At 69.5% G+C, this 14,915-nt stretch carries 12 protein-coding genes; 6 read left to right on the forward strand and 6 right to left on the reverse strand.

Going from position 1 to position 14,915, the window contains the following annotated elements; translation table 11 throughout:
• Positions 1-675: 675 nt before the first annotated feature.
• From F0U47_RS09760 to F0U47_RS09770, 3 genes are all read right to left on the reverse strand, one after another.
• On the reverse strand, positions 676-1,854 hold the full coding sequence (locus F0U47_RS09760) for an acyl-CoA dehydrogenase family protein (protein ID WP_149750085.1): 1,179 nt from the start codon (positions 1,852-1,854) through the stop codon (positions 676-678).
• Positions 1,851-3,002, reverse strand: coding sequence for a CaiB/BaiF CoA transferase family protein (locus tag F0U47_RS09765; RefSeq protein WP_149750087.1), 1,152 nt, complete (start codon positions 3,000-3,002; stop codon positions 1,851-1,853). Before F0U47_RS09765 ends, F0U47_RS09760 begins: the two co-directional genes overlap by 4 nt.
• A gap of 83 nt (positions 3,003-3,085) precedes the next feature.
• The gene (locus F0U47_RS09770; RefSeq protein ID WP_149750089.1) at positions 3,086-4,609 is read right to left on the reverse strand and encodes a PucR family transcriptional regulator; all 1,524 of its coding nucleotides are present in this window, start codon (positions 4,607-4,609) and stop codon (positions 3,086-3,088) included.
• 104 nt (positions 4,610-4,713) lie between these two features.
• Between F0U47_RS09770 and F0U47_RS09775 the strand changes: the two genes are divergently transcribed.
• The 6 genes from F0U47_RS09775 to speB are packed head-to-tail and all read left to right on the forward strand — an operon-like array spanning position 4,714 to position 11,949.
• Complete coding sequence (locus tag F0U47_RS09775; RefSeq protein WP_149750091.1) at positions 4,714-6,156, forward strand: aminobutyraldehyde dehydrogenase; 1,443 nt, start codon at positions 4,714-4,716, stop codon at positions 6,154-6,156.
• 11 nt (positions 6,157-6,167) lie between these two features.
• Entirely contained in the window at positions 6,168-7,547 is a 1,380-nt protein-coding gene (locus F0U47_RS09780) for an APC family permease (protein WP_149750093.1), read from the forward strand.
• Positions 7,544-8,911: an aspartate aminotransferase family protein gene (locus F0U47_RS09785; protein WP_149750094.1), complete on the forward strand. Its 1,368-nt coding sequence runs from the start codon at positions 7,544-7,546 to the stop codon at positions 8,909-8,911. The genes F0U47_RS09780 and F0U47_RS09785 overlap by 4 nt, the downstream gene beginning before the upstream one ends.
• A gap of 35 nt (positions 8,912-8,946) precedes the next feature.
• Positions 8,947-10,062 carry an alanine dehydrogenase gene (gene ald, locus F0U47_RS09790; RefSeq protein WP_149750096.1) on the forward strand — a complete coding sequence of 372 codons (1,116 nt, stop codon included), beginning with the start codon at positions 8,947-8,949 and terminating at the stop codon, positions 10,060-10,062.
• Positions 10,063-10,064: 2 nt separating this feature from the next.
• Positions 10,065-10,991, forward strand: coding sequence for a pyridoxal 5'-phosphate synthase lyase subunit PdxS (gene pdxS, locus F0U47_RS09795; protein WP_223162739.1), 927 nt, complete (start codon positions 10,065-10,067; stop codon positions 10,989-10,991).
• A 4-nt stretch (positions 10,992-10,995) separates the two neighbouring features.
• The gene (speB, locus tag F0U47_RS09800; RefSeq protein ID WP_149750097.1) at positions 10,996-11,949 is read left to right on the forward strand and encodes an agmatinase; all 954 of its coding nucleotides are present in this window, start codon (positions 10,996-10,998) and stop codon (positions 11,947-11,949) included.
• A 171-nt stretch (positions 11,950-12,120) separates the two neighbouring features.
• On the opposite strand, the gene F0U47_RS09805 is transcribed toward speB, so the two are convergent.
• The 3 genes from F0U47_RS09805 to ku form a co-directional block, all read right to left on the reverse strand.
• A complete protein-coding gene (locus tag F0U47_RS09805) occupies positions 12,121-13,020 on the reverse strand; it encodes a hypothetical protein (protein ID WP_149750099.1) in 900 nt (299 codons plus the stop codon).
• Positions 13,021-13,133: 113 nt separating this feature from the next.
• Positions 13,134-13,445, reverse strand: a complete 312-nt coding sequence (locus tag F0U47_RS09810) for a hypothetical protein (protein WP_149750101.1) — start codon at positions 13,443-13,445, stop codon at positions 13,134-13,136.
• Between the two features lie 398 nt (positions 13,446-13,843).
• The gene (gene ku, locus F0U47_RS09815; protein ID WP_149750103.1) at positions 13,844-14,881 is read right to left on the reverse strand and encodes a non-homologous end joining protein Ku; all 1,038 of its coding nucleotides are present in this window, start codon (positions 14,879-14,881) and stop codon (positions 13,844-13,846) included.
• Positions 14,882-14,915: the final 34 nt, after the last annotated feature.

Below are 14,915 nucleotides of genomic sequence, written 5' to 3' on the forward strand. Positions count from 1 at the left end.
GACTCCGACACCGGGTCAAGCCCGGGCTCCCTCCCGGTCTTCTCAGGCTAGCGGCAAAGCGACACTCGGGTCTGACGGGTTATCGGATGCGAAACCGAGCATGGGGGTCTCAGTGCCCGCTTCTCGGCAGAAGCGGGCGTATCCAGCAGACCGCATCCGCCCCGCTCACTGCCAGGGGAGCGGGAGACTCGCGGATCGCACCGCTTGTCCGGAGGGGCCGGTCCACAGATAGGTGCCGGGGGTGAGGACGCGACAGGTCATCCGGCCGGCGCTCTTGAGCCGGTGGTGAGCACGGCAGAGTGGCGCGAGATTGCACGGACACGTCGCCCCGCCGGCTCCGTGGACGTCGACGTGGTCGAGGTCGCAGCGCCAGGGACGGTGCGGGCGAACTCCCCGGTCTCGGGGTCGGCGATGTCGAGGTCCAACGACAGGTCGTGGCGGGCGAGCTCACCGGACGCGATCGACCTCCGGACGTCACGGGTCTCCTCGCATCCGAGCTGGCCGAGGACCTTCGCCCGGCGGAGGCCTATTCAACCGTCGTGAACCGACATCGCCATGCACCCGAAACCCCGCTTGTGGACAGGCGATCCGCCGACCGTGGGCTGTGGACGACAAGGAGCAGTCGCCGTGGTTTCGAGGCTCGGCGCTAGCGCGCCTCGCACCTCAACCACCCGACTACCGGAAGGCAGGGTGACCGGTGAGCGCCTGGCCCACCACGAGGGTGTGCATCTCCACCGTGCCCTCGTAGGTCAGCACCGACTCCAGGTTGTTGGCGTGCCGGATGACCGGGAACTCCAGCGAGATCCCGTTGGCGCCGAGGATCGTCCGGGCGGTGCGGCAGATCTCGATGGCCTCGCGGACGTTGTTGAGCTTGCCGAGGCTGACCTGCTCCGGCCGCAGGGTGCCGGCGTCCTTGCGGCGGCCGAGGTGCAGTGCGAGGAGCAGGCTCTTGGTGTACTCGAGGTCCATCTCGACCAGCTTCTGCTGGGTGAGCTGGAAGGCGGCGATGGGCTTGCCGAACTGGGTGCGCTCGCCGGCGTACGTCAGCGCGGCCTCGAGGGCGGACCGGGCGGCACCCATGGCGCCCCAGACGATCCCGTACCTCGCCTCGTTGAGGCAGCTCAAGGGTCCGCGGAGTCCGCGCACGTCGGGCAGCACCGCCGAGGCGGGCAGCCGGACGCGGTCCAGCACGAGCTCGCTGGTGACCGAGGCGCGGAGCGACATCTTGTGCTTGATGAGGGGCGCCGAGAAGCCCGCAACTGACGTGGGTACGACGAAGCCGCGCACCCCGTCCTCGGTCTGCGCCCACACCACGGCGACGTCGGCGACCGACCCGTTGGTGATCCACATCTTCCGGCCGTCGAGGACCCAGTCGCCGGACGGCTCCTGCCGGGCGCGGGTGCGCATGCTGCCGGGGTCGGACCCGGCGTCGGGCTCGGTCAGGCCGAAGCAGCCGATCGCCTCGCCAGCCGCCATCCGCGGCAGCCACTCCTGCTTCTGCTCCTCGCTCCCCCACTTCCAGATCGCGTACATCGCCAGCGACCCCTGCACCGACACCAGCGAGCGGATGCCGGAGTCGGAGGCCTCGAGCTCGAGGCACGCGAGGCCGTAGTCGACGGCCGACATGCCTGCGCAGCCGTAGCCCTCGAGGTGCATGCCGAGCAGGCCGAGGGTGCCGAGCTCCTTGGCGAGACCGCGTACGTCGTCGATCTCGCCGCGCTCGAACCAGTCGGCGACGTACGGGTCGACCCGGTCGGCGCACAGCTGGCGGACCGAGGCCCGCACCGCGATCTCGTCCGCGGTGAGCAGGTCGTCGATGCCGGCGAGATCGACGGACGGCGGGGGGACGGTCATGGGGATGCCTCCTCTTCGAGCCAGCGACGGATCTCGTCGCCGTGTTGACCCAGGCGCGGCGAGGCCGCGTAGTGCGTGACCGGGGAGCGCTCGTACCGCACCGGGTGCCGCACCTGCGGAGCAGCGCCGGGCACCGGCACGACCGGGTCCAGGCCCAAGGCCTCGGCGAGCGCGAAGCCGTCGGCGACGTCGCCGACCCGGCCGGCCGCGACACCGCCCGCAGTGAGCCGCACGGCCCACTCGGCCGCGGTCTCGACCGACAGCCGCGCCTCGAGCGCCGGGACCAGCTCGGTCCGGTGCGCCACCCGCGCGGGGTTGGTCGCGAAGCGCTCGTCGTCCACGAGGTCCGGCGCTCCGAGCACCGCGCAGAGCCGGCGGAACTGCGCGTCGTTGCCGCAGCAGACGGCGAGCAGGTCGTCCTTGCACCGCAGCGTCTCGTACGGCGCGATCGACGGGTGCTGGTTGCCCATCCGGACGGGCGCCTCGCCGGTGGTCAGGTACGACGACGCCTGGTTGGCCAGGGAGCCGAGCAGGCTCGACAGCAGGTTGACCTCGACCCGCTGGCCGCGCCCGGAGCGCTCGCGCTCGGCGAGCGCGGCGAGGATCCCGATGACCGCGTCCTTGCCGGTGAGCACGTCGACGAGGGCGACACCGACCTTGGTCGGCGCCCCGTCGGCGTCGCCGGTGATGCTCATCAGCCCGCCGACGGCCTGGACCAGGAAGTCGTAGCCCGGGAGGTCGGCGCCGCCCGCGCTCCCGAAGCCGGTCACCGAGCAGTAGACGAGTCGCGGGTTCACCTGCCGCAGGGTCGCGTGGTCCAGCCCGCGGCGGGCGAGGGTGCCGTCCCGGAAGTTCTCGACGAGGACGTCGGCCCGGGCGGCGAGCCGCTGCGCGACCGCGAGGTCGCCCGGGTCGTCCAGGTCGAGGGCGATCGACTCCTTGGACCGGTTCGCGCACTCGAAGTAGGAGCTCGAGGACCCCGAGGGTCCCGTCCACGGCGGTCCCCAGGACCGGGTGTCGTCACCGGAGCCGGGCCGCTCGACCTTGATCACCCTCGCGCCGAGGTCGGCGAGCATGCTCGTCGCGAGCGGACCGGCGAGGACGCGGCTGAAGTCGGCCACGAGCAGCCCGTCCAGTGGTCTGGTCATGGCGGCGAGGCTAGGTGAAGGTGCGCCGCGCCGATACCCAGAGCGTGCACAACGGACAGCGCCCGACTGGGCAGTCTGCACAGTCAGCGGCGGTACGGCCCGCTCATCACGGCGAGCAGCAGCAGCGCCCGGGTCTCTGCGTTGTCGAGCCGCAGCCCGGTGATCTCCTCCACCCGCGCCATCCGCGCCTTGAGCGTGTGGCGGTGAACACCCAGGGCACGCGAGGCCGCCTCCCACGAGCCGTTGTGGTGGAGGAACGCCTCGAGCGACGCGAGCAGGTCGCCGTCCCGAGGGCCGGAGTCGCGCGCGAGGGCCTCGATCGCGGGCGCTGCCATCGACCACACCAGCGCGCGCACGCGCTCGTCGGCCAGCACCGGGGCGAGCGCCAGCTCGTCGTACCAACCGACCGGACGGCCCTCCCGCCGTGCCGCGTCGGCGGCCAGCTCGGCCGGTCCGAGCCCGGACGCGATGGCGAACTGGTCGAGCTCGCCGCTGACCCCCCACGCGACACCCGGCAGGCCGACCCGGCGCAGCTCCTCGACCAGCCCGTCGAGCAGCGTCTCGGCGTCGCGGCGCAGCATCAGCACCGCGACGCCGGCATCCACGCGGGCCACCACGTGCGGCCGCTTCGTGACCTCGAGGTACGTCGAGATGACCTCCTCGACCCGCGCCCGGCGACGGTCGGACGCCGCCAGCGCGAGGACGACGCCGTCCCGCGGCTCGAACCCGAAGTGGTGCAGGTGCCGCTCCAGCCCGGACGCGTCGGCGCCGGCGTCGAGCAGCAGGGAGAGGAGGGTGCCGCCGAGCGCGTGGTAGGCCGCGATCAGCTCGGCCGGCCAGTCCAGCTGGAGCGTGATCAGGCCCGCGGCCTGGTTGAGCAGCAGCCGGTCGGTGTGGGACGGCGGGGTGCGGTGCAGGACGGCCAGCCATCCGCAGACACCGGACCGTCCCTGGATCATCTGCATCTCGAGGGTGCCCTCGTCGACGTCGATCGCGACCGTGCCGGGTCGTGCGGCGGAGAGGAGCCGGCGGTACTCCTCACCGACCCGCTCCAGCAGGCCGTGCCGGCGCGACGACGCGGCCATGACCACGCCGTACTCGTCGAGCACCACGACGTCCACGCCGAGCTCGCGCGCGAGCAGGTTGGCCGCGCCGCGAAGGCCGCCGCGGACGGCGGCGCGGGTGACGTCGCGCTGGTAGGCGAGCACGCGCTGCAGCTCCTCGACCTGCCGGTCGGCTAGCTTGCGGGCGACGGCCTGGGTGACGGCGATGAACGGCGTCGGCAGCGGCACCTCGAGCAGCGGCAGGTCGTGCGCCGCGCAGGCGTCGACGATCGCCGGGGGGATCTCGTCGAACCGCACGCCCACGCCGAAGCCGAGCCCGGCGATGCCGGTGGCGGCGAGCCGGTCGACGTACGACGTCTGTTCGCGCGCCGACCGGGACAGCCGCAGGCCGGTGGTGAGGATCAGCTCGCCGCCGGTCAGCCAGGGCGTGGGGTCGACGGCGTCGATCGCGTGGGCCCAGGCGAGCGGCTCGTCGGTCGCCGTACCGACCACGAGGCGCAGGCCGAACTCGGGGCGGTCGAGCAGCCAGCGCAGCGACGCCATCGCCCACCTCCGCGGGTCAATCGACAACCTGTCGAGTGAGTGACCGACTGATTCGACATCTTGTCTCTGAGAGTCCAGTGTGACGGAGCCTACAGTCGACCGCCATGACCTCCCTGCACCTCCAGAACTTCGTCGGCGGTGAGTACGTCGACGACCGCTCCGAGCACCGTTCGCCGCTCGTCGACCCCTCCACCGGCGAGACGTACGGCGATGCGCCCGTGTCGAGCCAGGCCGACATCGACCTCGCCTACGAGAGCGCGGCGAAGGCGTTCGACGGCTGGCGCTCGACCACGCCGTCCCAGCGCCAGGAGGCGCTCCTGAAGATCGCCGACGCGGTCGAGGCGCGGGCCGAGGAGCTGGTGGAGGCGGAGAGCCGCAACACCGGAAAGGTCGTGCCGCTGACGCTGGCGGAGGAGATCCCGCCGATGGTCGACCAGATCCGCTTCTTCGCCGGTGCCGCGCGGGTGCTCGAGGGTCGCTCGGCCGGTGAGTACCTGGCCGGCCACACCTCGTGGATCCGCCGGGAGCCGGTGGGTGTCATCGGCCAGGTCGCGCCGTGGAACTACCCGATGATGATGGCCGTCTGGAAGTTCGCCCCGGCGCTCGCGGCGGGCAACACGGTGGTCCTGAAGCCGAGCGACACCACGCCGCACACCGCGCTGCTGCTGGCCGAGATCGCCGCGGAGTTCCTCCCGGCCGGCACGCTCAACGTGGTGTGCGGCGACCGCGGCACCGGCAACCTCGTGGTCACCCACCCCACGCCCCAGATGGTCTCGATCACCGGCTCGGTGGGCGCGGGCATGCAGGTCGCGCGGGCCGCGGCCGACGACGTGAAGCGCGTCCACCTCGAGCTCGGCGGCAAGGCGCCCGTCATCGTCTTCGAGGACGCCGACGTCGAGGCCGCCGCCGAGGCGATCGCCCTCGCCGGCTACTTCAACGCCGGCCAGGACTGCACCGCCGCCACGCGCGTGCTCGTGTCGCCGCGCATCCACGACGAGTTCGTCGCGGCGCTCGCCGCCCAGGCGAAGGGCGCGCAGACGTCGTACGACAACGGCCGGCACGACGAGGACGCGTTCGTGCCCCCCGTCAACAACGCGAACCAGTTCGAGCGGGTGCTCGACTTCCTCGACCAGGTCCCGGCGCACGCCGAGGTCGTCGCCGGCGGCGGCCGCCAGGGCGACCGGGGCTTCTACGTCGCGCCGACCGTGATCGCCGGCCTCGAGCAGGAGGACACGCTGGTCCAGCAGGAGGTCTTCGGCCCGGTCATCACCGTGCAGACCTTCGACAGCGAGGCCGAGGCGATCGCCAAGGCCAACGACGTGCCCTACGCGCTGGCCTCCTCGGTCTGGACCCGCGACTTCGGCCGCGCCATGCGGATGTCGAGCAGCCTCGACTTCGGGTGCGTCTGGATCAACACGCACATCCCGCTCGTCGCGGAGATGCCGCACGGCGGCTTCAAGCACTCGGGCTACGGCAAGGACCTGTCGATGTACGGCCTCGAGGACTACACGCGCATCAAGCACGTGATGGCGAACATCGAGGCCTGAGAAAGATGACCATGGAGAAGACGCCAGCACTCAAGCGATCCCTCGGGCTCTGGGCGATCGTCGCCCTCGGGCTCGGGTACATGACCCCGACCGTCATGTTCGACACCTTCGGGATCGTGTCCGACCAGACCGACGGCGCCGTACCGACCGCCTACTTCGTCGCCCTCGTCGTCATGTTCTTCACGGCGATCAGCTACGGCCGGATGGTGCGGGTCTTCCCGTCGGCGGGATCGGCCTACACCTACACCCGGGAGACGATGCACCCTGGCCTCGGCTTCCTCGTGGGCTGGACGGCGATGCTCGACTACCTGTTGCTGCCGCTGGTGAACGCGCTCATCATCCGGCTCTACATGACGTCGCTGTTCCCGGGCGTCCCCGGTTGGATCTGGGTGGTGCTGTTCGTCGCCGCGATCACCGCGCTCAACATCTGGAGCCTCAACACCACCTCGCGGCTCAACTCCGTCCTCGTCGTGTTCGAGGTCGTGCTCATCGCTGCGTTCCTCGTGCTCGCCGTGGTCGAGCTCTCGAAGGGCGTCGGCCAGGGCACCCTGGTCACCACCGAGCCGCTGTTCCACGCCGGCGTCGAGGTCTCAGCGGTGCTCACCGGCGCGACGATCGTCTGCTTCTCGTTCATCGGCTTCGACGCGATCACGATGTACACCGAGGAGGCCAAGGACACCCGCGACGTCCCCAAGGCGATCATGCTGACGCTGCTCATCGGCGGCGCGGTCTTCCTGGTGAGCAGCTTCGTGGCGCAGTCGGTCTTCCCGGACAACTCGCGGTTCGACCTGATCGACGACCCGCTGCCCGAGATGGCCCTGTTGGTGGGCGGCAAGCTGTTCCAGATCCTGTTCGTCTCCGCCGCGTTCGCCGCCACCGTGGCGTCCGGCCTCGCCTCGCACGCCAGCGTCTCCCGGCTGCTGCACGTGATGGGCCGCAACCGGGTCCTGCACCCCACCAAGGTGTTCAGCTACGTCCACCCGACCCGCCGCACCCCGGTGTACGCCGTGCTCTTCGTCGGCGTCGTCTCGCTGATGGCGATCACGCCGAGCCTCGAGCTGGTGGCGTCGATGATCAACTTCGGCGCGCTGGTCGCCTTCTCCTTCGTGAACCTGTCGGTCATCGCGTACTTCGTGGTGGGCCGACGCGAGTACCGCACCGGACGGGAGATCGCGGTCAACGTCGCGCTCCCCGTGGTCGGCTTCGCCATGACCGCGGTGCTGTGGAGCTTCCTGCACCGCGACGCCCTCCTCATGGGCCTGACGTGGACCGCGATCGGCGTGGTCTACGCCCTCGTCCTGCGCCGGATCTCCGGCCGGACCCTCTCCGAGTTCGAGCTCGACCTCGATGACGACCTCGACGACGACAACCTGATGGATGTGAACCGATGACCCGCGACGCCCGCCTCCAGCAGTCCGCCAAGGACCACCTCTGGATGCACTTCACCCGGCACTCGACGTACGACGAGCACGACGTCCCTGTGATCGTCCGCGGCGAGGGCGCCTACATCTACGACAGCAACGGGAAGCGCTACCTCGATGCGCTGGCCGGCCTGTTCGTCAACCAGCTCGGCCACGGCCGGAAGGACCTGGTCGAGGCGGCCGCGAAGCAGGCCGGCGACCTGGCGTTCTTCCCGCTCTGGTCCTACGCCCACCCGACCGCGATCGAGCTCGCCGACAAGGTGGCGTCGTACGCTCCAGGCGACCTCAACCGGGTCTTCTTCACCTCCGGTGGCGGCGAGGCCGTCGAGTCCGCGTGGAAGCTGGCGAAGCAGTACTTCAAGCTGACCGGCCGGCCGATGAAGCACAAGGTCATCAGCCGCGCGATCGCCTACCACGGCACCACCCAGGGCGCCCTCTCGATCACCGGCCTGCCCGGCCTGAAGGCGCCGTTCGAGCCGCTCGTCCCGTCGACGTTCCGGGTCCCGAACACGAACTTCTACCGGGCCCCGATCCACGAGGACGACCCGGAGGCGTTCGGCCGCTGGGCCGCCGACCAGATCGAGGTCGCGATCCTCAACGAGGGCGCGGAGACCGTCGCCGCGGTGTTCCTCGAGCCGGTGCAGAACGCCGGTGGCTGCTTCCCGCCCCCGCCGGGCTACTTCCAGCGGGTCCGCGAGATCTGCGACAAGTACGACGTACTGCTGGTCTCCGACGAGGTCATCTGCGCGTTCGGCCGGTTGGGCACGATGTTCGGCGCCGAGAAGTTCGACTACCAGCCCGACATCATCACCTGCGCCAAGGGCATCACCTCCGGCTACGCCCCGCTGGGCGCGATGATCGCCTCCGACAAGCTGTTCGAGCCGTTCGCCTCCGGCGACACGATGTTCGCCCACGGCTACACGTTCGGCGGCCACCCGGTCTCGACCGCGGTCGCGCTGGCGAACCTCAAGGCGTTCGAGGACGAGGGCGTGCTCGAGCACGTCCGCGCCAACGAGGAGGCCTTCCGGCTGACCCTCGACAAGCTCAGCAGCCTGCCGATCGTCGGCGACGTCCGCGGTGCCGGGTACTTCTACGGGATCGAGCTCGTTAAGGACAAGGCCACCAAGGAGACGTTCGACGACGACGAGTCGGAGCGCCTGCTGCGGGGCTTCCTCTCCAAGGCGCTGTACGACGCCGGCCTCTACTGCCGTGCCGACGACCGCGGCGACCCGGTGATCCAGCTGTCGCCGCCGCTGATCTGCGACCAGTCGCACTTCGACGAGATCCACCAGGTCCTCGACTCGGTCCTGACCGAGGCCAGCGACCACCTCTGAGCCCCCCACCTACAAGAAAGACGGAGTCACCTGCGATGCGCATCGGCATCCCCAAGGAAGTCAAGAACCACGAGTACCGGGTCGCGATCACGCCTATCGGCGTGCATGAGCTGGTCGCCCACGGCCACGAGGTCGTCATCGAGACCGACGCCGGCCTCGGCTCGGGCATCCCGGACGCGGAGTACGTCGGCGCGGGCGCCAAGATCCTCGACACGGCTGACGACGTGTGGGGCACCGCCGAGATGATCCTCAAGGTCAAGGAGCCGATCACCGAGGAGTACCACCGGATGCGGGAGGGGCAGGTCCTGTTCACCTACCTGCACCTGGCTGCGGACAAGGCGCTGACCGAGGAGCTGATCGCCCGCAAGGTCACCGGCATCGCCTATGAGACCGTGCAGCTGCCCTCGGGTGGGCTGCCGCTGCTCTACCCGATGTCGGAGGTGGCGGGCTGTCTCGCGCCCCAGGTGGGGGCGCACTCGCTGCTCAAGGCCCAGGGCGGCCGGGGGGTGCTGCTCGGCGGCGTCGGTGGGGTCGCGAACGCGAAGGTGGTGGTGATCGGCGCCGGCGTCGCGGGGCAGAATGCGGCCAACATCGCGCTCGGGATGGGTGCGGACGTGACGTTGCTGGACACCGACCTGGACAAGCTGCGGATGTCGTTCTGGCGCTACAACAACCGGGTGCACGGGCTGGCGTCGTCGAAGCTGGCGATCGAGGAGCAGGTCAAGCAGGCTGACCTGGTGATCGGCGCGGTGCTGATCCCCGGCGCGGCGGCGCCGAAGCTGGTGAGCAACGACCTGGTCGCGCAGATGAAGCCGGGCTCGGTGCTGGTCGACATCGCCGTCGACCAGGGTGGCTGCTTCGAGGACACCCGGCCCACCACGCACGCCGACCCGACGTACCCGGTGCACAACTCGATCTTCTACTGCGTGGCGAACATGCCCGGCGCGGTGCCGAACACCTCGACCTACGCGCTGACCAACGCGACCCTGCCCTATGCGGTCGCGCTGGCCGACAAGGGCTGGCAGCGTGCCTGCCGCGAGGACCACTCCCTTGCGCTCGGCCTCAACACCCACGCCGGCCAGCTCACCAACGCCCCCGTCGGCGAGGCCGTCGGCATCGGCGCGGTCTCCGTCGAGGAGGCGCTGGCGTGACCATCGGTCTGCGGCCGAGTCCCGCCGGTCCGGCGGGCTCGGCCCCGGCGACGCTGGGCAGCACCCGGGTCAAGCGGGGCATGGCCGAGATGCTCAAGGGCGGGGTGATCATGGACGTGGTCACTCCCGAGCAGGCCAAGATCGCCGAGGACGCCGGCGCGGTCGCGGTGATGGCGTTGGAGCGGGTCCCGGCCGACATCCGGGCCCAGGGCGGCGTCTCGCGGATGAGCGATCCGGACATGATCGACTCGATCATCGAGACCGTCTCGATCCCGGTGATGGCCAAGGCCCGGATCGGGCACTTCGCCGAGGCCCAGGTGCTGCAGTCCCTCGGGGTCGACTACGTCGATGAGTCCGAGGTCCTCACCCCGGCCGACTACACCAACCACATCGACAAGTGGGCCTTCACCGTCCCCTTCGTGTGCGGGGCCACCAACCTGGGCGAGGCGCTGCGCCGGATCACCGAGGGCGCGGCGATGATCCGCTCCAAGGGCGAGGCCGGCACCGGCGATGTGTCGAACGCGGTCACCCACATGCGCACCATCCGCGGTGAGATCCGCCGGCTCGGGGCGCTGGCCGACGACGAGCTGTACGTGGCGGCCAAGGAGCTCCAGGCGCCCTATGACCTGGTGGCCGAGGTCGCCCGCACCGGCAAGCTGCCGGTGGTGCTGTTCACCGCCGGTGGGATCGCCACCCCGGCCGACGCGGCGATGATGATGCAGCTCGGCGCCGAGGGCGTGTTCGTCGGCTCCGGGATCTTCAAGTCCGGCAACCCCGCCCAGCGGGCCGAGGCGATCGTGAAGGCCACCACCTTCCACGACGACCCCGACGTGGTCGCCAAGGTCTCCCGCGGACTCGGTGAGGCCATGGTCGGCATCAACGTCGAGGACATCCCCCAGCCCCACCGCCTCGCCGAGCGCGGCTGGTAGTCCGGTGGTGCCGCCGATCGGCCCGGTCGACAGCGCCGTCGTACCCCGCTATGCCGGACCGGCGACCTTCGCCCGGCTCCCCCGGCTGGACGAGGTCGACCGCGCCGACATCGTGGTGGCCGGCGTGCCGTTCGACAGCGGTGTCTCCTACCGGCCGGGCGCACGGTTCGGGCCGGACCACATCCGCACCTCGAGCCGGCTGCTGCGTCCCTACCACCCGGCGCTCGACGTCTCCCCGTTCGCCGTCGCCCAGGTGGCGGACGGCGGGGACATCGCCGTCAACCCGTACGACATCGGCGCGGCGATCGAGACCGTGCACGCCGCCGCCCTCGACCTCACGACGGACGGCACCCGGCTGGTCACGCTCGGCGGCGACCACACGATCTCCCTCCCGCTGCTGCGAGCCGCCGCGGAGCGCCACGGCCCGGTGGCGCTCCTGCACTTCGACGCCCACCTCGACACCTGGGACACCTACTTCGGCGCCGACTACACCCACGGCACGCCGTTCCGCCGGGCCGTCGAGGAGGGCATCCTCGACACCGAGGCCCTCTCCCACGTGGGGATCCGGGGTCCGCTGTACGGCAAGAAGGACCTCGAGGACGACCGCCGCTTCGGTTTCGGCATCGTCACCAGCGCCGACGTCTACCGCCAGGGCTCGGACGAGGTGGTCCACCGGCTGCGCGACCGCATCGGCGACCGCCCCCTCTACGTCTCCATCGACATCGACGTCCTCGACCCGGCCCACGCGCCCGGCACCGGCACCCTCGAGGCCGGCGGCATGACCAGCCGCGAGCTCCTCGAGATCCTCCGCGGCCTCGCCGGCCTGAATCTGATCGGCGCGGACGTCGTCGAGGTCGCTCCGGCGTACGACCACGCCGAGATCACCGGCGTCGCCGCCGCCCACCTCGCCTACGACCTGGTCTCCCTCCTCGCCCTCAACGCCGAGGAAACCTGCTAGTCCTCGGCCCACGACGCCCGCGCGTCACCGGGCCATCAATGACCCTGTGGGTGCTGCCGAAGGTATTGACCTTCTGGCCCATGACCCGGCTCTAGGGCGCCCCGGGTAGGCGCGCAATGCGCCAGGGTCATCCCGCCGGCGCGCACCCAGACCATGCAGGAGGCCGGTCGCCTAGGCAGGAGCGCCCGCCCGGCGCCATTCGCTACGTGTCGCGAGAATCCAAAAGATTATGAACAGGACGATCTCCCAGACCTCGACAGCGATGACCGCGTAAGGCACGTCGGCGGGGATGGCGATACAAGCGGCGACGATCCCTAGGGTCATCGCGATGACGATGAACCGGAATGCCGCCACGATCTTCCGCGGGTCGGCCGGGGCGTCCGCCGCTGTGCGCAGTCGCCCGGGGAACGCATGGCTGGCAGCAGCAAACGCGAGGTTGAGCACGAGGAGACTGGCGGCGCCGAAATGGACGGCCGTGAACGCCCAGGTGCTCTCGTCTCCGGCGAGCGTCGTCACCACGACGAACAGAACTACCCCGGCGAGCACAATCTCGGCCACCCACGAGAGTCCGATGAGCACGTTCGCCAACCGTCCCTGTTCCGCCCAGCTGAACCGCGTCCACTTGAAGAAGAGACTGTCCACGACGATGAATATGCCGACGACGACGACGAAGGTTCCGACCGCGATCCCGAGATTCTGCAGAAGGTCCGCGCTACCGACCGCCAGCGGCTCGCCTGCATCCTCAGCAGCGCTCGCCTCGTCGAGTAGGTCTGGAAAAGAGTTGGGCACTAGCGCAACGAAAAACGCGTTGATACCGGCGAAGTTGAGGGCATAGTCCTCCAGTTTCGACTCGCCTTTGTAGGCAACCAAGCAGATGCCGGATGCCATCAGGGCGCCGACGAAGACGTCGCGTAGGGGGCCACCGTAGTAGTCGCTGATGGAGTCGAAGACTTCGCCTCGCACCACCCAGACAACCGCCATCGCAAGGAGGAGCCAGACAGCGGGGAGGACCGCGATGACGCGCAGGTAGCGGTATGTCGAATGGACTCGCTCCTCCATGGGCTGGCTCACTTCATCCTCGATGGGCGGGGTCGTTTGATTCTCGATCGGAGGGGTCGCTGGCGCTTCGGGTGCGCCGTGGGATTGCTCCTCAACGGGCGGAGTAGGTCGCTCCTCATAGCTGGTCATTGAACATCCGAAGGCTTGACGTTGCCTTGCGCCTGTCTCCGGGCATCGATGCCTCCTTCGGCTCCAGCACGGATACCTAGCGCAGCAAGACCGGCGAGAATAGCCGCCCACAGGGCGTCGTCTTCGCGTTCCTCAACCTGCTTCTTGCACTCCGCGTAGCGAGCCTTCGCTTCCTTCCCTTTGCCTCGCTTGCAGTCATCGTCGATTTGAACCTGCGCGGTCGCGAACGTCGCCAGCGCAGTCCCGATCGCAAGCAAGGCGCCCCTGGTAACGGCTGACTTTGCTGTTGCTGATACCGAACCTGCCATCAGAGTCTCCTTGCGTCGGATATCTGTCCGAGAATGGCAAATTGAGCAGCTCGCCGCTGGAAAATGCGGAAAAGCGTGGGGACAAACTCTGGCAAAACTGTTATGGACTTCCTGAGTCCGGCGGTCCGCACGGTTCCGGCGAGCACGGGCTACAGCCTGGCGTCATTTCGGCCGCTCGCGTGCATGCTCGCCGCGAGGAGCGTGGCCCCGGGGCCAGATCATTGACATTAGGGGCGACTCGCAAGCCAAGGCCACCCCAGGGCAAATATGTTGCCTTTTCAACCATCGTTGTGCCCGAGGCGAGTCTTCGGTAGGACTAGGTCTTACGAGGCGCCCGGAGGTACTCGCTTACGCAGCCGAGTACTCCCGAGCGCTTCGTCCATTCCTGGGGCGGTCGGTCACGACGCCTTCTTGCGGCGGCCCTTGCCCTTCCCTGCGTCGGCGATCGCGGCGGCGAGCTCGTCGGCGCTCATGCTGGAGCGGCCGGGGATGTCCAGCTCCTGCGCCCGGTCGTAGAGCTCCTTCTTCGACGCCTTCGCCGACTTCGCCGATTTCGCCGACTTCGACGACTGCTTCGAGTCCTTCTTGCCGTCCTCGGCGCCGGCCTTGCGGGTCTTCAGCTTGTCCATCCGGTGGGCGTTGCCCGCCCGGTGGCTCTTGGCCTGGTCGACGGAGGCCTGGAGCGCGGCCAAGAGGTCGACGACCTTCTCCGAGGTCTCCTCGGTGGTCTCCTCCCGCACGATCTCGCGGTCGTTCTTCTTGGCGTTGACGAGTTTCTTGACGCGGTCGGTGTAGGTGTCGCGGTAGTTCTCCGGCTTCCACTTCGTGGTGAGCGACTCGACCAGCTGGACGGCCATGTCGAGGTCCTTGGGCGACACCTTGGTCTGCTTCGGCAGGTTGTCGAGCTCCTTGGCCGGGTCGCGGACCTCGTCGGCGAAGTGCATGGTCTCCAGCACGAGCACGCCGTCGTACGGACGGATCGCGGCGAGGTACTGCTTGCCGCGCATGACGAACGTCGCGACGCCGATCCGCTCAGCCTTCTCCATCGCCTTGACCAGCAGCGCGTACGGCTTCTTGGCCGTGTCATCGGCCGGCGCGAGGTAGTAGGACTTCTGGTAGTAGATCGGGTCGATCTCGGCTGCGTCGACGAAGTCGCTGATGTCGATGGTGCGGCTCCGGCCGGGCTCGACCGACTCCAGCTCCTCCTGGGTGAGCATCACGTAGTCGCCGTCGCCGACCTCGGCGCCCTTGACGACGTCGCCGTACGCGACCTCCTCGCCGGTCTTCTCGTTGACGCGCTCGTTGCGGACCCGGTTGGACGTCCCCTTCTGGAACTGGTGGAAGTGGACCTTGTGGTCCTGCGTCGCCGAGAACAGCCGGACCGGCACGTTCACCAGCCCGAACGAGACCGAGCCACTCCAGATCGACCGTGCCATGGCACCCACCTCCTGCTCGATCCAGCGGTACCCG

This window comes from Nocardioides antri (assembly GCF_008373765.1).
In the GTDB taxonomy this organism is placed as follows: domain Bacteria; phylum Actinomycetota; class Actinomycetes; order Propionibacteriales; family Nocardioidaceae; genus Nocardioides; species Nocardioides antri.